13 protein-coding genes, 2 pseudogenes and 3 CRISPR repeat arrays (1 of these 18 only partly in view) are annotated in these 17788 nt (G+C 72.2%); of the genes and pseudogenes, 10 read left to right on the forward strand and 5 right to left on the reverse strand.

Annotation, left to right across the window (positions count from 1 at the left end; genetic code table 11):
• Nucleotides 1–216: 216 nt before the first annotated feature.
• Both ACIQ87_RS01195 and ACIQ87_RS01200 read right to left on the reverse strand, forming a co-directional pair.
• The gene (locus tag ACIQ87_RS01195; protein WP_402399698.1) at nucleotides 217–936 is read right to left on the reverse strand and encodes an XRE family transcriptional regulator; all 720 of its coding nucleotides are present in this window, start codon (nucleotides 934–936) and stop codon (nucleotides 217–219) included.
• Entirely contained in the window at nucleotides 897–1433 is a 537-nt protein-coding gene (locus ACIQ87_RS01200) for a helix-turn-helix domain-containing protein (RefSeq protein ID WP_402399700.1), read from the reverse strand. Before ACIQ87_RS01200 ends, ACIQ87_RS01195 begins: the two co-directional genes overlap by 40 nt.
• Before the next feature lie 260 nt (nucleotides 1434–1693).
• Here ACIQ87_RS01200 and ACIQ87_RS01205 point away from each other — a divergent pair, with 260 nt between their 5' ends.
• The gene (locus tag ACIQ87_RS01205) at nucleotides 1694–1882 is read left to right on the forward strand and encodes a hypothetical protein (RefSeq protein ID WP_402399702.1); all 189 of its coding nucleotides are present in this window, start codon (nucleotides 1694–1696) and stop codon (nucleotides 1880–1882) included.
• A gap of 1572 nt (nucleotides 1883–3454) precedes the next feature.
• Here ACIQ87_RS01205 and ACIQ87_RS01210 read toward each other — a convergent pair.
• Nucleotides 3455–3607, reverse strand: a complete 153-nt coding sequence (locus tag ACIQ87_RS01210) for a hypothetical protein (RefSeq protein ID WP_402399704.1) — start codon at nucleotides 3605–3607, stop codon at nucleotides 3455–3457.
• A 399-nt stretch (nucleotides 3608–4006) separates the two neighbouring features.
• A CRISPR array of direct repeats spans nucleotides 4007–5986; the repeat unit is 28 nt; unit sequence GAGCAACCCCCGCGAGCGCGGGGCCGAC.
• 172 nt (nucleotides 5987–6158) lie between these two features.
• Here ACIQ87_RS01210 and cas3 point away from each other — a divergent pair.
• The 7 genes and pseudogenes from cas3 to ACIQ87_RS01245 form a co-directional block, all read left to right on the forward strand.
• Entirely contained in the window at nucleotides 6159–9092 is a 2934-nt protein-coding gene (gene cas3 / locus ACIQ87_RS01215) for a CRISPR-associated helicase Cas3' (RefSeq protein ID WP_402399707.1), read from the forward strand.
• Between the two features lie 242 nt (nucleotides 9093–9334).
• Nucleotides 9335–11050: a type I-E CRISPR-associated protein Cse1/CasA gene (gene casA / locus ACIQ87_RS01220; RefSeq protein ID WP_402399710.1), complete on the forward strand. Its 1716-nt coding sequence runs from the start codon at nucleotides 9335–9337 to the stop codon at nucleotides 11048–11050.
• Nucleotides 11040–11645 carry a type I-E CRISPR-associated protein Cse2/CasB gene (gene casB, locus ACIQ87_RS01225; RefSeq protein ID WP_402399713.1) on the forward strand — a complete coding sequence of 202 codons (606 nt, stop codon included), beginning with the start codon at nucleotides 11040–11042 and terminating at the stop codon, nucleotides 11643–11645. The genes casA and casB overlap by 11 nt, the downstream gene beginning before the upstream one ends.
• 95 nt (nucleotides 11646–11740) lie before the next feature.
• Nucleotides 11741–12880: a type I-E CRISPR-associated protein Cas7/Cse4/CasC gene (gene cas7e, locus ACIQ87_RS01230; protein ID WP_402400001.1), complete on the forward strand. Its 1140-nt coding sequence runs from the start codon at nucleotides 11741–11743 to the stop codon at nucleotides 12878–12880.
• Nucleotides 12880–13734, forward strand: coding sequence for a type I-E CRISPR-associated protein Cas5/CasD (gene cas5e, locus ACIQ87_RS01235; protein WP_402399715.1), 855 nt, complete (start codon nucleotides 12880–12882; stop codon nucleotides 13732–13734). The genes cas7e and cas5e overlap by 1 nt, the downstream gene beginning before the upstream one ends.
• 4 nt (nucleotides 13735–13738) lie before the next feature.
• Nucleotides 13739–14512 carry a type I-E CRISPR-associated protein Cas6/Cse3/CasE gene (gene cas6e, locus ACIQ87_RS01240; RefSeq protein ID WP_402399718.1) on the forward strand — a complete coding sequence of 258 codons (774 nt, stop codon included), beginning with the start codon at nucleotides 13739–13741 and terminating at the stop codon, nucleotides 14510–14512.
• A gap of 3 nt (nucleotides 14513–14515) precedes the next feature.
• Nucleotides 14516–14944, forward strand: a pseudogene (locus ACIQ87_RS01245) (CRISPR-associated endonuclease Cas1); the annotation flags it as partial.
• A gap of 6 nt (nucleotides 14945–14950) precedes the next feature.
• Here ACIQ87_RS01245 and ACIQ87_RS01250 read toward each other — a convergent pair.
• Together ACIQ87_RS01250 and ACIQ87_RS01255 are read right to left on the reverse strand one after the other, a co-directional pair.
• Entirely contained in the window at nucleotides 14951–15937 is a 987-nt protein-coding gene (locus tag ACIQ87_RS01250) for an IS3 family transposase (protein ID WP_402400004.1), read from the reverse strand.
• Nucleotides 15868–16179: a transposase gene (locus ACIQ87_RS01255; protein WP_402399720.1), complete on the reverse strand. Its 312-nt coding sequence runs from the start codon at nucleotides 16177–16179 to the stop codon at nucleotides 15868–15870. The genes ACIQ87_RS01250 and ACIQ87_RS01255 overlap by 70 nt, the downstream gene beginning before the upstream one ends.
• Before the next feature lie 49 nt (nucleotides 16180–16228).
• On the opposite strand from ACIQ87_RS01255, the pseudogene cas1 reads away from it, so the two are divergent.
• Together cas1 and cas2e are read left to right on the forward strand one after the other, a co-directional pair.
• Nucleotides 16229–16870 (forward strand): annotated as a pseudogene (gene cas1, locus ACIQ87_RS01260) (CRISPR-associated endonuclease Cas1); the annotation flags it as partial.
• On the forward strand, nucleotides 16867–17145 hold the full coding sequence (cas2e, locus tag ACIQ87_RS01265; protein ID WP_331744407.1) for a type I-E CRISPR-associated endoribonuclease Cas2e: 279 nt from the start codon (nucleotides 16867–16869) through the stop codon (nucleotides 17143–17145). The pseudogene cas1 and the gene cas2e, both read left to right, overlap by 4 nt.
• A gap of 18 nt (nucleotides 17146–17163) precedes the next feature.
• Nucleotides 17164–17680: direct repeats of the CRISPR family, unit length 29 nt; unit sequence GTCGGCCCCGCACACGCGGGGATCGCTCC.
• 30 nt (nucleotides 17681–17710) lie between these two features.
• A CRISPR array of direct repeats spans nucleotides 17711–17788; the repeat unit is 28 nt (it continues 2512 nt past the right edge of the window).

The raw sequence follows: 17788 nt of genomic DNA on the forward strand, positions 1-17788 counted from the left end.
GCAGCGCCGGCGGCAGCGGCCTCCCTGCCAGTCGCGCGGCGCTGCGGGCACGCCGCACGACGAGCAACCCCGCGAGCGAGGGGCCGACTGGAACCGATCCCCCATCTCAACTTCCCGCACAGAGCAACCCCCGCGAGCGCGGGGCCGATCAGCTGACCGCGAACTCGTCCATGAAACGCGAGGAGCGATCCCCGCGAGCGCGGGGCCAATGATTTTTTACAACACGCCTGTGCGCGCGGCGAGTTCGCGCACGCCAGCTACCGTCACCGGCGCATACAGCAGGTCCGCCGTCAGCGCCCGTAGAGCGGGGCGGCGTGCCTCCTCCGGCGCCATCTGCTCCGTGAACTGCAGGGCCGCGAACGTCCTGCGGTGATCGCCGAGGTGATGCCACATGCGTGCGCAGTCGGTGCCGTACCGGGCCCGGCGCTCCGCGGTCGGCAGCCGCCCCGGGGCGATCCGTGCCGCGTAAGGGACTCCCTCGTCCGGGGTGCCCAGCGCGGTGTGCACGCCGATCCAGTACAGGTCGGCCTGTGCGCTGGTGGCGTCAACCGTGAACAGCTGCTGGGCCCTCTGCCGCTGCTCGGCCAGGCGTCCGACCGCCTCCTCGGCACCCCCCATCAGATCGAGGGCGTCGGCACGGCGGTGTGCGCACGCAGCCGTGTACGCGGCCGTCATCAACAAGGTTGCTGCCACCGCCCGGGAGATGCCGTCCGTGCCCTGGTCGAGCGATCCGGCGGTGCGACGCAGGAGGTCCACTGCGGCGGCCGGGCGGCCGGCGCGTCGCATCGTGATCGCCAGCACCCGAGCCGCCTCGCCCTGGACCGCCGGGTCGCCACTGGCCTGGGCCGCGGCCAGGGCCCGATCGGCCGCCGGCCACGCCACGTCGGAGTGACTCTTCAACGCAAGCTCCGTTGCCAGCACCCAGGCGCGGGCCATGCACGCGTGCGCCTGGTCCCGGGCTCGGCCGGACAGAGTGTTCCGAGTCGCCTCGCCTGTACCCAGCAGACCAGGGAGGGCGGCACCGAGATCCTCGTGCGGGCCGCCGTGAACTGCGCGCGGGCTGAGGTCAGTGCCCGGCCGAGTTGCTGCAGCGACACAGGTGCCGACTCCGTCGGCTCGTACAGCGCCCCGACGATCCGGGCTGATGTGTCCGGCCGGGACGCTCTTGCCACCGATGACGGGAGCACCGACGTACCGGCCGCCGCCATGCCGGCCACGAGCAGCTGCCTGCGGAGCATGGCGTCCTCCTGATCCAAAGTCACATTCCGTGCCAGATTAGCCGGTCGGCCCTTGCTGATGTCGTCAAGCCGGATCCCAAGCACCCGGACGATCACGGCGAGCGGCTGGTCTGCCGGCCGTAGCAGGCCCGCCTCCACCCGGCTGATCGCGGACGCCGAGTACCCACAGGCTCGCCCCAGCTCGGCCTGCGTCATCCGCTGTGCACACCGGGCGGCCCTGATGGCCGTCCCGAGCCGACGCTGACGTGACACGGCGCACCCTCCGACTGCACGGGGCCGTCACCGTATCGACTGGACCGGCACCGCGGGCAGGGCGTGCACGGGGTGTGCGGGGCACGCACACGGCGTGCGGCAGCCCCTCCAGGCCTCCTGGCGGCAGGCCGGGACGGGGTTCCCTGGTGAGTGCCCCGGCCGGGCGCATCCCCATCCCACCCCTCAACAGAGGAGAGTGCGTCATGAGTGCAGCCCTGCTCGACCGCCCCGAGACCCCGAACCTGACCCACGGCGACCCGCAGCCCGGTACCGTGCTGGACAGCGACCGGACCGCGGCCGCCATGGCGTGCCCGGTCTGCGGGTCGGGAGCCACCTACCAGACCATGGACGGCAGGTGGGGCTGCACCCAGTGCGGCTCGACCTGGGCCTGAGCAAGCAAGGAGGGCCGACGGCATGCCACTCTGCGCCGAGTGCCGCACAGGAGAGGCGGCCATCGAGGACCGGGACGTGAACCCTCCGCGACCGTGGTGCCTGGAGTGTGCCATCGCCCTGGTTGCCGCAGGCGATCCGGTGCTCAACTATCGGACCCTGACTGATGAGGCGGCCGACTACGCACGCGCCCTCGGGACCCGCAGCACTGCGGTCATGCCGTTCGGGTAGCCGCTGCGAACGCACGAAGACGCCCCCGCCCTCCCGGAGGAGAGCGGGGGTGTGGTGGGTTCAGGGATGGAGTGGAGCAACCCCCGCGAGCGCGGGGCCGACGCCCAAGCCCTCGGCGTGGAGCCGGCTGAGCTGGAGCAACCCCCGCGAGCGCGGGGCCGACCCCATCTTCTTAGCGAGCGACATGAAGCCCCGGGAGCAACCCCCGCGAGCGCGGGGCCGACCCCGGCCCTACATGACAGTGAGGACGTGCGGGTAGAGCAACCCCCGCGAGCGCGGGGCCGACTGGGGGGTGGCAGCGCAGACCGCGAGCCGGGTGGAGCAACCCCCGCGAGCGCGGGGCCGACCGGGCGGCGATGGATAGCGCGGACTGCGCCGGGGAGCAACCCCCGCGAGCGCGGGGCCGACTCGGCGGCGGCCTGCTGGGCGAGGATCGCGGTGGAGCAACCCCCGCGAGCGCGGGGCTGACCGCCGCCCGGTGCATCGTTCCTCGACAGCCAGCGAGCAACCCCCGCGAGCGCGGGGCCTACTCCCTGGCCGACGCCGCGCGCGCGGCCCGTCGGGAGCAACCCCCGCGAGCGAGGGGCCGACGTCCATGGGCGGCCCGCGATGATGCGCCCCTGGGAGCAACCCCCCGCGAGCGAGGGGCCGACGTCCATGGGCGGCCCGCGATGATGCGCCCCTGGGAGCAACCCCCCGCGAGCGTGAGGCCGACACACCGATTGCCCACCGGTCGTCCTTGAGGCCGGAGCAACCCCCGCGAGCGCGGGCCGACGGTGTAGTAGCTGGCCATGCTCGGCCCCGTCAGGAGCATCCCCCGAGCGCGGGGCCGGCCCTGGGCGCGAACAACCAGCCGACCGTCGGCCCGAGCAATCCCCGCGAGCGCAGGGCGGACGAGCTGGACCGCCTGGGTGAGGACAGCGACGAGGAGTGATTCCCGCGAGCGCGGGGCCGACATGTGGCGTCCGGCGGCGGCGTCGATGGAGCACCCCACACGAGCGCTGGGCTGAACTTTACGACAGTGGGCGGATTGTCGTGGCGGCGGAGATGCTCCTGCAAGAGTGGGATCGTCGCGCCAGCTTGTTGTCCGGGATCGGTGGCCTGCCATCAACCCCATCGCGCCAGTGGTGTGATTGCTGCTGCGCCTCCTGTGCAGCCCTGTCCAGGTGCGGGCTTGGAAAGTGTGAGGATGCAGGCCGCGATGGACAGTGTCTGGATGACGGGGTCTGTAGCAGTAAGTGCTGTCCAAGCAGGGAGAATCCGGGGTAGTTTAGTACGTGTGAGGGGGCCGCCCCGTGAGCGCGAAACGGCCCCAGATGGGAAACACGAAGCCTCGGGGCTAGCTACCAGTGGTGCAGGTACACGGCGATTCCGGCCAGCGCGTGCGCCAACACGGCTGCGTCCTTGCCGTAGACCAACCATTTTGCGCCCCGGGGCTCGTGGCCCAGGTTGCGCGCCCTGGCGGCGTCCCTGATCCTGGCAATCAGTTGCTTCATGCTCACCTCCCTCCGCAGAGCGAAACGGGGGCTTGCAGCGTGAAGCAACGGTAGCAGAAGATCCAGCGCCCGTAGGTCATGACAGACAATCAAGTCCCTTGTCTTATACCTACATTGAGGGACACTACCGTGTTGTAAAGGAACTTCATGGCGATGAGACAGCATCCTTGCTGTCGCCAAAGTGCTGGCGACCAATCCCCGCGAGCGCGGGGCCAACTGCAAGTCGCCTGCGTTGAGCTGCACTACCGTGGAGCGATCACCGCGAACGCGGTTCCGACGTTGCTAAGGAGCAGTATCCACCCAAGGCGCCATGAAGCCAGCTGCCGCTGGCCGAACTAAGCGGTTGGTACGCGGGTGCGGGCCAGCGTGGCGGTGCAGGTCGTCAAGGCGAGGGTGGCGGAGCAAGTCCCGGCGAGCGCGGGGTCGACGTCGTGTCCACCGTCTCCGTGGCCGCTGGCACGGAGCAACCCCCGCGAGCGTGGGGTCGACCCGGACGCTGCCGACCTCCAGCCCTACGCCATGGAGCAACCCCCGCGAGCGCGGGGCCGACGCCCAACTTTGGCGAGTGGGGCCGCTTCGCTGGAGCAACCCCCGCGAGCGCGGGGCCGACCGCTACCCCAGCCCCTGGCCCTACGTCGTCGCCGAGCAACCCCCGCGAGCGCGGGGCCGACGTCGCGTTGGCGTTGCCCTTGAGATCGGTGGCAGAGCAACCCCCGCGAGCGCGGGGCCGACACCCCCCGCCGCGCGCTGCGGCACTACCCGACGGAGCAACCCCCGCGAGCGCGGGGCCGACGTATACGGCCCGCGCAGCCAGTGGCCGCAGCGGGAGCAACCCCCGCGAGCGCGGGGCCGACTTCCGGTCCCGCAGCACCACGAACTGCGACATCGAGCAACCCCCGCGAGCGCGGGGCCGACGTCCCGAGGCTCATCGGACACGTGCTCTCCAGGGGAGCAACCCCCGCGAGCGCGGGGCCGACCTCGCGCAGCAGCCCGCCGACGCGGTGAGCCCGGAGCAACCCCCGCGAGCGCGGGGCCGACCCGGCGGGAGCTGGTGAGTGACACGGCGCTGTGGAGCAACCCCCGCGAGCGCGGGGCCGACCGCGCCGGTCAGGCCGTGCCGCTGGAACAGCGGGAGCAACCCCCGCGAGCGCGGGGCCGACCGTGCGGGGTCGATGCCGACGACGACTGGGCTCGAGCAACCCCCGCGAGCGCGGGGCCGACTCATCACCAACGACGTGGCCGCGGCGTCCGAGAGAGCAACCCCCGCGAGCGCGGGGCCGACCGAAGGAGCCCGGTCGAAGTTGGTCGACTGGGCGAGCAACCCCCGCGAGCGCGGGGCCGACCACCTTCCCGGCGGCTTCCGCGGCGGCAACGCCGAGCAACCCCCGCGAGCGCGGGGCCGACGCCCCGAGCAGCGGCGGGCCCGCTCGTTCTCCGAGCAACCCCCGCGAGCGCGGGGCCGACTGCCGGCTCTCGTCCCGGTCGCCGGCGTGATAGGAGCAACCCCCGCGAGCGCGGGGCCGACACCACGCGCCGTCCGCTGCGGCACTACCCGGTGGAGCAACCCCCGCGAGCGCGGGGCCGACCCCTCGGCCGCAAGACCGGAAGGAGCACAGCAGGAGCAACCCCCGCGAGCGCGGGGCCGACGACGGGGCGCGGCACGACCCCGGCTCAGTCGGGGAGCAACCCCCGCGAGCGCGGGGCCGACGGCGGTTTCCCGCTTGGTCTTCTCCCGGGACAGGAGCAACCCCCGCGAGCGCGGGGCCGACAGCAGGGAGGAGTACCGCTGCACGTCCTTCGGAGAGCAACCCCCGCGAGCGCGGGGCCGACACGCCGCAGGTGCAGCGGTGTCCTTCATGACGGGAGCAACCCCCGCGAGCGCGGGGCCGACCAATGTCCACCCCGGACCGGTCACCTACGGCCGGAGCAACCCCCGCGAGCGCGGGGCCGACGGCCGGTGCGGGTCACCCCCGGTGTGCCTGCGCGAGCAACCCCCGCGAGCGCGGGGCCGACCGGGCCGGTACCACCTGGACCCACCTGTCGTGGGAGCAACCCCCGCGAGCGCGGGGCCGACATCCGGGGGTAGATCGTCTGGGGCTGCGGCTTCGAGCAACCCCCGCGAGCGCGGGGCCGACAACGGAGAAACGATCATGCGCTACCTCAAGCCGGAGCAACCCCCGCGAGCGCGGGGCCGACGTGAAGACCCCCCACTCGTCCCGGCCGGTCGCGGAGCAACCCCCGCGAGCGCGGGGCCGACGACGGGACGCCGGCCAGCACGTCGAGCATGCGGGAGCAACCCCCGCGAGCGCGGGGCCGACCTTCATGACGGTTGCGGGAATTTCGCTTCCCCCGAGCAACCCCCGCGAGCGCGGGGCCGACACTTCCTGACCTGCAGCGATTCTCCTCACAGGGCGCCGATTGATTCAGTTCGATCCGGTAGGCGGCCCATAGCAGATCTCCTGAATTATCGTCACATCTTCTAGCAGCCAAGCCAATTGTCAGTGCTGCCCCCTAGGCTCCCGAAGCGTACTCGTACATGGAGGTTGGGACGATGACCGAGGACCGCTGGCAGTGGTACCCGCCCGAGGTCAGGGGCTGGTTGGGCGTGTTGTGGGGGAAGTCGGCCGGGCGGGCCGGAGGGTCTGCCAACCTCCTGCTGTCGCACATGCTGGACACCGCGGCGGTGGCGGAGGTCGTCTGGGACCGCTACCTGCCGCCCGTGACAAAGAGGCGTCTGGACGCCGTCGCGGGCGGCCGGGAGAAGGGCCGGCGCCTTTTCTCCTGGCTGTGCGGGATCCACGACTTCGGCAAGGCCGTCCCCGCCTTCCAACACATGGACTCCGACTTGGCGGACGCCGTTCGCGGATCCGGCCTGTCCTGGAACAAGTTCGCGGTGAAATCCGAGCGCTGGCGGCACGACAAGGCCGGCGGGCGTCTCCTGCGCGCGGCGCTTGCCAAGGCAGGGTGGGCGGAGGAGCAGGTCGACTGGGTCTGGCCGTTGGTCGCCGGCCACCACGGGCGCTTCCCCACGCTGGGCCAGCTGCCTCCGAAGAAGGAGGACCTTCAGGGCAAGGGCCCGTCCTGGAAGCTGGCGCAGTCGGCGCTGGTGGAGGTGTTCTCCCGTGAGCTGGGCTTCGCGGGGGAGTCGCCGCTGGCCGCGGCGGAGCCGGCTCTGGTACCGGGCCGTGCGATGCAGCTCCAACTGTCCGGGTACGTGGTGATGGCGGACTGGATCGCCAGCGACGAGCGGCACTTCGCTGGGGTAACGGACCTCGCGAAGGTGACGATCGCCCAAGCGCGTCACCGAGCCGCTGTGGCATGGTCGAGCCTCGGGTTGCGCGGCGGCTGGGGGGCGCTGCCGACCCCCGGCCCGGAGGCGTTCCGGGACCGCTTCGGTCACGGGACCCGCCCGTCGCAGGATCTGGTGCTCGATGTCGCGCGTCGGATGGGCGGGCCGGGGCTGGTGATCGTCGAGGCGCCGATGGGGGAGGGGAAGACGAAGGGCGCGCTGGCGGCGGCCGAGCTGCTGGCCGCCCGGTACGGCCTGGACGGGGTGTATCTGGGCATGCCGACCCAGGCGACCTCGGACCCGATGTTCACTCAGGTCCGGTCCTGGCTGCGCAACGTCGAGGAGGGGCTGGAGGACCAGGTCGCGCTGCTGCACGGCAAGCGGATGTTCAACAAGGAGTGGCGCGGCCTGCTGGAAGACGCGGGGGAGGGGAGCCAGGACGCCGACGCCCGCTACTCGACGGTGGACGAGTACGGCATGCAGTCCGATTGCTTCGGCGGTTGCGAGGGCGGGGGAGAGGGCGGGGAGCGTAGGGCGCCTGCCGAGTGGTTCCTCGGCCGTCGGCGTGGCCTGTTGAGCCCGTTCGCGGTCGGCACGATCGATCAGCTCCTGTTCGCCGCGACGCGGACCAAGCACGTGATGCTGCGGATGGCCGGCCTGGTGGGCAAGGTCGTGGTCCTCGACGAGGTCCACGCCGCCGACGTCTACATGTCGCAGTTCCTGCTGGAGGGCCTGTGGTGGCTCGGGCAGGCCGGGGTGCCGGTGGTATTGCTGTCGGCGACCCTGCCGCCCGAGCAACGGCGCCGTCTGGTCGCCGCCTACCTGGCCGGAACGCAGTCGGCCGAGGCCGCGGCGGCGCTGGAGGTTCCCGAGCCGCAGGGGTATCCGAGTGTGACGGCGGCCTGGCCGGGCCGGGACGGGAAGCCGGAGGTGCTGGTCGAGAGCACGGAATCCTGGCGTGACGACCTGCGAGTGCGGGTCGAGGTCCTCGACGAACCGCCGACGCGGACCGATTCCCTGACCGACTCCCTGACCGACTTCCGGACCGATTCTCGCGCCGGGGAGAACGACGCCGCCCCGGCGGACAGCGCCGTGGTCGACTACCTGAGGGAGCGCCTGGTCGACGGCGGGTGCGTCCTGGTCATCCGCAACACGGTGGACCGTGCCCAGTCCACGTTCGACGCCCTCCGCAAGGAGTTCGGCGCCGACGTCCGGCTCCTGCACGGTCGCCTGCACACGGGCCACCGGGCCGACCGCACGCAGGAGGTGCTGAACCTCCTCGCCCCGCCGGCCGAGGGCGTCGAGCGTCCCGGCAGGCTGATCGTCGTCGCCACCCAGCTCGCGGAGCAGTCGTTCGACGTCGACGCCGACCTGCTGATCACCGACCTCGCCCCGATGGACCTGCTCCTCCAGCGCATCGGCCGTCTTCACCGCCACGACGGAGTGAAGCGTCCCGCCTTGCTGGAGCAGCCCACGGTCGTCGTCACCGGCATCGGCCTCGACGGCGGCGGAGGCGCACCGCACATGCTGCGCGCCTCCGAGGGGATCTACGGCCGCTACCTGCTGCTGCGTACGGCCGCCGAGGTGGAGCGGGTGACGGCCGGTGGGGGCGCGTGGAGTATCCCCGGCCAGGTGCCGGAACTGGTCGCCCGGGTGTACGGGACGGACCGGGTCGTCCCGGAGGCGTGGGGCGAGGCCGAGACGCAGGCCCGGCGGGAGTGGGAGGAGCGGCAGGCCGAGCGTCGAGCGAAGGCTGCCGAGTACGTGCTGACCCGCGCAGGGGAGCACGGGGCCCCGACGCTGGCCGGCCTGCACTACGGCGGCCACGGCACCATGGCCGAGGGGCAGTTCGAGGCACTCGTCCGTGACGGGGACCGCAGCGTGGAGGTCGTCCTGGTGCACGGCACCGAGGATCGCTTCCGGGCGGTGACGGGCCGCAGGCTCGGGCCGAACGGCGAGGTCGCGGCGGAGGTGGTGGACGACGTGCTGTGCGGCACGGTCCGCCTGCCCGCCAAGCTGACCGAGGCGGCCGAGCAGGGGCTCGGTCCGCTGCCGGGCTGGCGGGACCATCCGTGGCTTCGCTACAGCCTCGCCCTCGAACTCGACGAACAGGGTGAGGCGTCGCTCGGAGACTTCCGGCTGCGCTACGACGAGGCGCTCGGGCTCGTGGTGAGCGGCGGGCGTCCCTACCGGTAGAGCGTGTGGGCGGAACGGACACGATGCCGTTCCGCCCACACGCGCCCCTTGCCCCGCGAACGCGGGGCCGACGTGCTCTCGGCCGGGAGCCGGAAACACGGCCAGGGGCCACCCCCGCGAAACGCTGATCCGCGGGGCCGAGGGGCTGAGGGGCAATTCAAGCATTCGCCCCACAACGGACCATCAGAGGTGCCAGGATTAGCCAACAGCGAGCTAAACATGGCCAGTTGGGAGAACAGCGCGTGCCTGGGTACAACCTTGTCGAGGAACCGTGGCTGACGGCGCGGCCCGTCGCCGGCGGGCCTCCCGTGGAGCTGGGGATCGCCGAGGCCCTGGCCCGGGCCCATGAGCTGGAGGGCCTCGTCGTCGAGTTCTCCACCCAGCTGCCGGCCGTCCTGCGCCAGGTCCTGCTGCCCGTTGTCGCCCACGCCACCGACGCGCCCCAGACCCTGCGGGAGAAGGGCGACCGGCTCGCCCGGAAGGACGGGTTCACGCAGGACGAGCTGAACCGTCTCCAGACCTACCTCGACGAGCACCGCGCGAAGTTCGACCTCTTCGACCCGGCCGCCCCGTTCGCGCAGGTCGCCGGGCTGCGGACGGCCAAGGACGAGACGAAGGGCTCCGCCGCCCTGGTCGCGACCGCCGCGAGCGGCAACAACGTCCCGCTGTTCGCCAGCCGTACGGACGCGGACCCGCTCGACCTGACGCCCTCCCAGGCCGCGCACTGGCTCGTGCACACCCACTGCTGGGACACCGCGGCGATCAAGACCGGTGTCGTCGGCGACCCCGAGGTCAAGGCGGGCAAGACGACGGGGAACCCGACCGGCCCGCTCGGCCAGCTCGGCGTCATCATCCCCACCGGGCGCACCCTGTACGAGACCCTCCTGCTGAACCTCCCGGTCACCCCGCCCGGTGCCCTCGGGGTCCCGCAATGGGTGCGGGCCCCCCACGGCCCGGCCTGGAAGCCGCGCTCCGCCGACGGCCTGCTCGACCTGTGGACCTGGCAGGCCCGGCGGATCCGGCTCGTCCCGCACCAGGACGACGACGGCCTGCTGAAGATCGCGCGGGTGGTCATCAGCGCCGGTGACCGGCTCACGGTCCTGCCCGTGCAGGAGCCGCACACCGCCTGGACGTTCACCGCTCCGGCCAAGAAGTCCGCGTCGGCCCTGCCCGAGCGCAGGCCGCGCCGGCACACCCAGGGCAAGGCCGCCTGGAGGGGCCTGGACGCTCTACTCACCCCGACCCGGCAGGGCCCCGAAGGCGGCTTCGAGACCAGCGTCCTGCTCGACGAGGCCAGCGCCCTGCGGGAGCTCGACAAGCTCGACGCCGACTACCCGCTGCAGGTCGAGACCTTCGGCATGGTCTACGGCACCCAGTCCTCCGTCGTCGAGGACGTCATCCACGACGAGATCCCGCTGCCGCTGCTGGCCCTTCACCAGGACAGCGAGGCCCACGAGCTCCTCCTCGACGTGGCCGAGCAGGCGGAACAGCTCGCGAAGGCCGTCAACAACCTCTCCGCCGACCTGCGCCGGGCCGCCGGCACCGACCCCATCCCCTGGGACAAGGGCCAGCGCCCCGGCGACCTCCTCCTGCACACCCTCGACCCGCTGGTCCGCCGCCTGCTGGCCGGCGTCCGGGCCGCCGGCACCGACGACGACGTCCTGGAACGGGGCAGGCTCGCCTGGGAGGAGCTCGCCAACCGCCGCGCACGGGACGCGGCGAACGAGCTCCTGCTGGCCGCCCCCGCCACCACCTTCCAGGGCCGCACCGCCGGCCCGGCCGGCAAGTCCGGCAAGCCGCAGACCTACAAGCTCGGCACCGCCGGTGCCGCGTTCCGGCGCCAGCTGGACGAGATCCTCCCCCGCTACGCCGAAGCCCTCCGGGAAGCGGCCGCCGCCCGGGCCGCCGAGACCGGACCCGACCCCGACCCAGCCCCTGGAGCGGACCTTGACGACTGAACACACCACCACCGCCAAGCGGCGCCCGTACTGGGACAAGCTCACCGCCCCCGACCACACCTGGCGCCTCGACCCCCGTACCGGGCAGCCGCGCCGCCCGCCCGGCGAGGACCTCGCGGCCCTGCGCTCCGGCCTGGGCCGTCCCGTCATGGACAGTCCCAAGATGTGGCCGCTCTACAGCTGCGAGATCAACGATGTCCTCGCACTGCGCGACGAGGTCTCCGACGAGCAGAAGGCCGAGCACGCCGCCCTCGCCCTCTACGGCCTGCACCAGCAGAGCCAGTCCACGCCGATGCACCGCCGCGGCGTCAAGCTCGGCGAGGCACTGCGTGCCCTGCGGCGCGACGGCAAGTTCAGTGAGGAAGCGCTCGACCGGCGGGTCGCGCAACTCGCCGGTGCCACCAGCGTGTCCGCGCTGCTGGTCCACCTGCGTGGCCTGATCACCCAGCTGCGAACCGTCGGGCAGCCGCTGGACTACAACCACCTGATGGCCGACATCCAGGCCTGGCACCACACCGACCGGCGCCCGCAGGTCCGCCTCAAGTGGGCCGTCGGCTACCAGGCCTGGAAGGACAAGGCGCCCGGCACCGGCTGACCGCCCCGCGAACACCGCTGACCCCGCACCCCGACACCGACACCGACACCGACACCGACACCGACACCGACACCGACACCACCGAGGAGAAGCGCATGACCGACCGCCTCTACATCGACGTGCACATCCTGCAGACCGTCCCGCCGGCGAACCTCAACCGCGACGACAACGGCAACCCGAAGGAGGCCTACTTCGGCGGCAAGCGCCGCTCCCGGGTCTCCTCCCAGGCCTGGAAGCGCGCCACCCGCCTCCACTTCGCCGAGAGCCGCGACCCGCAGGACCTCGCCACCCGCACCAAGCGGATCGCCGCCCAGCTCGCCAAGGGCGTCGCCCAGCGCACCGGCATCGCCGTCGAGGACGCGCAGCGGATCGCCGACGCGCTGATCAAGTCGACCGGCATCTCGGCGGGCAAGAAAGCGGGCGACACCGCCTACCTCCTCTTCTACGGGCGCCGCCAGCTGGACGGCATCGTCGGCCTGGTCGCCGACACCGCCGCCGACCTCGCCACCCTCGATGCCAAGGCCCTGGAGGAGGCGGTCAAGGCCCTGCCGGTCAAGGAAGAGCTGCAGAACGGCCACCCGGCGGACGTGGCGCTGTTCGGCCGGATGGTCGCGGACATCCCCGGCCTGAACGTCGACGCCGCCACGCAGGTCGCGCACGCGATCTCCACCCACGCCACCGAGCTCGAGTTCGACTACTACACGGCGGTCGACGACGAGAACACGGCGGACGAGACCGGCGCCGGCATGATCGGCACGATCGGCTTCAACTCCGCCACCCTGTACCGCTACGCCACCGTCGGCCTGCACCAGCTGCTGGAGAACCTCGGCGACGACAAGGCCGCCGTCGACGCCGTCGACCTGTTCGTCGACTCCTTCGCCCGCTCCATGCCCACCGGCTACGGCAACTCCTTCGCCCACCGCACCCGCCCCAGCCTGGTCGCCGTCGTCGTACGCGCCGACCAGCCGGTGAACCTCGTCTCCGCGTACGAGAACCCCGTCCCGGCGAGCCGGGGCATCGTCGCCGAGTCCGCGCGCCGCCTCGCCGGGGAGTTCGCCACCGCCACCGAGCAGTGGGGCGACGCCCCGCTGTACGTCGGCATCTGCCACACCCTCGGTGCCGACGCCGACGAGACCGAGCACAAGCTGGCCGAGGCCTTCGGCGCGAACCGCACCTTCCCCGAGCTGCGCGACGCCCTGCGCACCGTCCTCACCGAGCGGATGAACGACAACTGATGCCCGCCGACCCCACCCCCGCACCGGACCCGCGGGACGAGGAGCAGGCGGTCCTCGTGCTGCGCCTCGCAGGCCCCCTTCAGTCCTGGGGCGACCGCAGTGCCTTCAACCGCCGCGACAGCCGGCCCCAGCCGACCAAGTCCGGTGTCATCGGGCTGCTCGCCGCCGCCGCAGGCCGCCCGCGCGAGGCGGACATCAAGGACCTGGTCGGACTGCGCCTGGGCGTGCGCATCGACCAGCCCGGAACGCTGCTGCGCGACTACCACACCGTCAGCGACTACCGGGGCCGGCCGCTGCCGCAGGCCGGCGTCAACGCCAAGGGCGTCCAGAAGCCGACCTCCCCAGCCAAGGACACCCACGTCACCCACCGCTACTACCTCCAGGACGCGGTGTTCGTCGCCGCCGTCCAAGGTTCGGCCGACCTCGTCACGGCGCTTGCCGAGGCGATCCGCCGTCCCGCCTTCCCTCTCGCCCTCGGCCGGCGCTCCTGCGTCCCCACCCAGCCGATCGCCCTCGGCGAGCTACGCGACGGCACCTTGGAGGACGTCCTGGCCGAGGAGCCCTGGCAGGCGGGCGACACCGCCAAGCAGGCCTACCGTCGGCGGGCCGAGCGGGGGGCAGAGCGGTTCTCCCCCCACCGAATCGACCTGGCCGCGACCTTCGACGACCCGTCGGGCGACGACACCCTCCAGGACGTCCCACGCTCCTTCGACCCCCGCGAACGCGGCTTCTCCACCCGGCGGATCCGCCACGCCTGGCTCGACGTCCCCACCGGCCTGGCCCCGTCCGCCACGACCACGCAACCGGCCGCAGCCGCCGGCGGCCACGACCCGTTCGCCCTGCTGGGCTGGTGACCCGATGACCTACCTCTCCCGCGTCCGCATCAACCCGCTGCGCGCCGCCAGCCGTAACCTGCTCGCCAACCCCCGCGCCCTGCACGGCGCCGTCACGGCCGGCATCCCCGACACCGCCCCCGGCGACCGAATCCTGTGGCGCCTGGACGCCGACCACCCGCGCCGCCCGATGCTGCTGGTCCTCACCCCCTCCAAGCCCGACTGGACCCACATCGTCGAACAGGTCGGCTGGCCCGACGCAGAAGGCGAGCACTACGCGATCCGCGACTACACCCCACTGCTCGCCCAGCTCGCCGTCGGCCGGGAGTTCGCCTTCCGGCTCAAGGCCAGCCCCGTCCAGAACACCTCCAAGCCCGAGAAGGCGAGCGCACACCGCACCAAGACCGCTGCCGAACTCCACCACCGCTCCTACCGCATGGCCCACCGCACCGCCGCCCAGCAGCTCAACTGGTTCCTGGACCGCACCGACCGCTGGGGCTTCACCGTCCCCGCGGCGCGCACCGACGAGCCGGCACCCGGCCTCGAACCGTCGGCCTCCGACACCCCGGCAGACGCACGGCCCGCCCGGGAGGTGAGGATCACCGACCGCAGCCGCAGCACCTTCACCAAGCCCGGCACCCGCACCCCGGTCACCCTCACCACCGCCACCTTCGAAGGTCACCTGCGCATCACCGACCCGGGCCTCCTGCAGGCCGCCCTCCTCGGCGGCATCGGCCCCTCCAAGGCCTACGGCTGCGGCCTACTCACCCTCGCCCCGCTGCCCGCCGGAGCCCGCTGACCGATGGCCGACATCTGGTGGAAAGCCCACCCCCACGACCTGCACCGCCTCGCCGACCGCGTCTCCAGCGTCTACGTCGAGCGCAGTCACATCGACCGCGACGAGAACGCCGTCGTCGTCATCAACAAACGCGAAACCGTCCGCGTCCCGGCCGCCATGGTCGCAGTGATGCTGCTCGGCCCGGGCACCCGCATCACCCACGGCGCCGTCAACCTCCTCGCCGACTCCGGCACCACCGTGTGCTGGGTCGGCGAGCAGGGCGTACGCATGTACGCCGCCGGCCTCGGCCCCAGCCGCGGCGCTGGCCTGCTCAACCGGCAGGCCTGGCTGGTCAGCCGCACGAAGGAACGCCTGGCCGTCGCACGGAACATGTACCGCATGCGGTTCCCCGGCGAAGACGTCAGCACTGAGCTTCCCCCGTTGAGCGGGAGGTGCTGATTACCTGGTCAGGGCGGGTGTGGGTGGTTCGACGGCCACTGATTCGGCCGTCGCCTGGTCGGCGTAGTACTTGGCCTCGTATTCGTCGGGGCTGAGCCAGCCGAGGCGTTTTTGGATGCGGCGCGTGTTGTACCAGCCGTCGATGTAGGCGAAGAGGGCCAGGTCGGCGTCGGTGCGGGTCGCGAAGGCGGTGCGGCGCACGCACTCGGTCTTCAGCACGCTCCAGAAGTTCTCCGCCAGGGCGTTGTCGTAGGAGTCGCCGACCGTGCCCATGCTCGCCTCGATTCCTGCTTTGAGTAGGCGGGTTGTGAGCTTGATGGATGTGTACTGGCAGCCGTGGTCGCTGTGGTGGATCAGTTTCCCGGGCTCGACGGGCCGGCCGTGCAGGGCGTACTCGAGGGCGGTGAGGACGAGGTCGGCGTCCGCCCGTTCGCAGGTGTGCCAGCCCACGATCCGGCGGGAGAAAGCGTCGCGGATCGTGGCCAGCCACCACGGCCCCTCACCGGTCGGGACCAGTGAGATGTCGGCGACCCACAGCCGGTTCGGCGCGGTCGCGGTGAAGTCGCGCCGGACCAGGTCCGCGGCGAGGTCGGCGGCCGGGTCGCGGTGGGTGAAGGAGCGGGGCCGGCGCGGGCTCACGCCCTGGAGGCCGGCCTGGCGCATCAGGCGTTCGACCCGCTTGCGGCCGACCCGTGTGCCCTCGCGCCGCAGGACGGCATGAACGCGCGGGGAGCCGTAGGTGGCGTCGGATTCGGCGTGGATGCGGCGGATGTGCTCGGTGAGTTCGGCGTCGTGGCGCTTGCGCTCGCACGGCTCGACGGCCTCGCGGCGCCAGCGGTAGTAGGTGGAGGCGGGGATGTGCAGTTCCCGGAGGACGGGCTCGGCCCCGAAGCGGTCCTGGTGCTCGTCGACGAGCTTCAGTACCGTCGCCGGGTCGGGTCGAGCTCCTGGGCGAAAAAAGCCGAGGCGGCCTTGAGGATCTCGCAGGACCGGCGGAGCTCGGCGTTCTCCTTGCGCAGCGCGGCCAGCTCCTCCTTCTCCGTGGTGGTCAGCCGGTCGTCGCGCTCGCCGCGGTCCGCTTCGTCCTGGCGGATCCAGTTGCGCAGGGCCTCGTGGTGGACGCCCAGGTCGCGGGCCATCTGGCGGATCACGGGCTTCGGATCGGCGGAGCGGTACATCTCCACCGCACGCCGCCGCAACTCGGGCGGGTACTTCATCTGAGCAGCCATCACAAAGGCTCCCTTCTCATGGCCCATCAGGCCATACCCGGCAACCTTCCGCATCTCGGGGGAACCTCACACCGCCACCATGCAGCAGCTGCGCGGCCGCGAGGGCGCCCGCATCCGCAAGCTCTACCAGGCCGAATCGTGGCGAACCGGCGTCCCCTGGAACGGCCGCGTCTACAAGGCAGGCGATGCCCACGCCGCGGGCGACGACCTCAACCGGCTGCTGTCGGCGGCCAACGCCGCGCTGTACGGCATCTGTCACGCCGTCATCACCGGCCTGGGCGCCAGCCCGGGGCTCGGCTTCGTCCACACCGGCCTGGCGACCTCGTTCGTCCTCGACATCGCCGACCTCTACAAGGCCGAGTACACCATCCCCCTCGCCTTCGACCTCGCCCAACAGGGCCACACCGAGGAACGCGACGCCCGCCTCGGCCTGCGCGACCGCATCGCCCAGGACAAGCTGCTGGGCCGCATCGTCCACGACGTCAAGGCACTCCTCAGCCCGGACGGCATCGAAATGCCGGAGGTCGAGGTCAACGAACTCTGGGACGAACGCGTCGGCACGGTCCAAGGCGGCGTCAACTGGTCTGGCACCGAAGGCCCGCCGGTGCCCGCCGTCTCCGACCCCGGTATGGGCGACGAACACCTGGCCGTCATCGGACCGGAGTTCACCGAGGACACGAGCAGCCCATGACCGTCATCATCCTCATCGCAGCCCCCGAAGGTCTCCGCGGACACCTCACCCGCTGGATGGTCGAGGTCAACGCCGGGGTCTTCGTCGGCACCCCCAGCCGCCGCATCCGCGACCGCCTCTGGGACCTCCTCGCCACCCGCATCGGCGACGGCCAAGCCGTCCTCGTCGAACCCGCCACCAACGAACAGGGCTGGACCGTCCGCACCGCCGGCAAGGACCGCTGGAAGCCCGTCGACTTCGACGGACTGATTCTGTCGGCCCGCTCCCGCCGGTAAACCCGCAGGTCACGAAGCGTCGGCCCCGCACACGCGGGGATCGCTCCCTGCGCCGCCTCGACGACACCCTCGGCGGCGGGTCGGCCCCGCACACGCGGGGATCGCTCCTCGGCCTCCAGCGCCCAAATGCGTTCGTCCTGGTCGGCCCCGCACACGCGGGGATCGCTCCGACCGCCGGATCCGTTGCCTTCTCCGCTTTCTGTCGGCCCCGCACACGCGGGGATCGCTCCTCCTCTCGGCCGAAGCGCGCCAGCCGGGTCTGGTCGGCCCCGCACACGCGGGGATCGCTCCGACCAGCGCTCGAAGCCGCTGAGCCACGTCTCGTCGGCCCCGCACACGCGGGGATCGCTCCTTCTCTCCCCCACGGAGATCTCCAAGGCGGCGGTCGGCCCCGCACACGCGGGGATCGCTCCGGGCATCCGGCCGAGCCTATCGCCAGCGGAGGGTCGGCCCCGCACACGCGGGGATCGCTCCCAGTCGATCTACGGGTTCCGTGGCGCCACCGAGTCGGCCCCTCACGCGCGGGGGTGATTCCGGCTCCGCTGCTGCGTGTCGATCGCCCGCGGTGCACCCCCCGCGGGCGCGAGGCCGATTCTGGAGCTAACGACTGTCCCCGGAGCACACTGGAGCAATCCCCGCGGGC

The sequence above is a fragment of the Kitasatospora sp. NPDC096204 genome, from assembly GCF_044763205.1.
In the GTDB taxonomy this organism is placed as follows: Bacteria; Actinomycetota; Actinomycetes; order Streptomycetales; family Streptomycetaceae; genus Kitasatospora.

Excerpts from the sequence above, each read along its gene's own strand:
- ACIQ87_RS01195 (WP_402399698.1), bottom strand. The coding sequence starts at position 936 with ATGGCCCGCGCCTGGGTGCTGGCAACGGAGCTTGCGTTGAAGAGTCAC.
- ACIQ87_RS01200 (WP_402399700.1), bottom strand. The coding sequence starts at position 1,433 with ATGACGCAGGCCGAGCTGGGGCGAGCCTGTGGGTACTCGGCGTCCGCG.
- ACIQ87_RS01205 (WP_402399702.1), top strand. The coding sequence starts at position 1,694 with ATGAGTGCAGCCCTGCTCGACCGCCCCGAGACCCCGAACCTGACCCAC.
- ACIQ87_RS01210 (WP_402399704.1), bottom strand. The coding sequence starts at position 3,607 with ATGAAGCAACTGATTGCCAGGATCAGGGACGCCGCCAGGGCGCGCAAC.
- cas3 (WP_402399707.1), top strand. The coding sequence starts at position 6,159 with ATGACCGAGGACCGCTGGCAGTGGTACCCGCCCGAGGTCAGGGGCTGG.
- cas7e (WP_402400001.1), top strand. The coding sequence starts at position 11,741 with ATGACCGACCGCCTCTACATCGACGTGCACATCCTGCAGACCGTCCCG.
- cas5e (WP_402399715.1), top strand. The coding sequence starts at position 12,880 with ATGCCCGCCGACCCCACCCCCGCACCGGACCCGCGGGACGAGGAGCAG.
- cas6e (WP_402399718.1), top strand. The coding sequence starts at position 13,739 with ATGACCTACCTCTCCCGCGTCCGCATCAACCCGCTGCGCGCCGCCAGC.
- ACIQ87_RS01255 (WP_402399720.1), bottom strand. The coding sequence starts at position 16,179 with ATGGCTGCTCAGATGAAGTACCCGCCCGAGTTGCGGCGGCGTGCGGTG.
- cas2e (WP_331744407.1), top strand. The coding sequence starts at position 16,867 with ATGACCGTCATCATCCTCATCGCAGCCCCCGAAGGTCTCCGCGGACAC.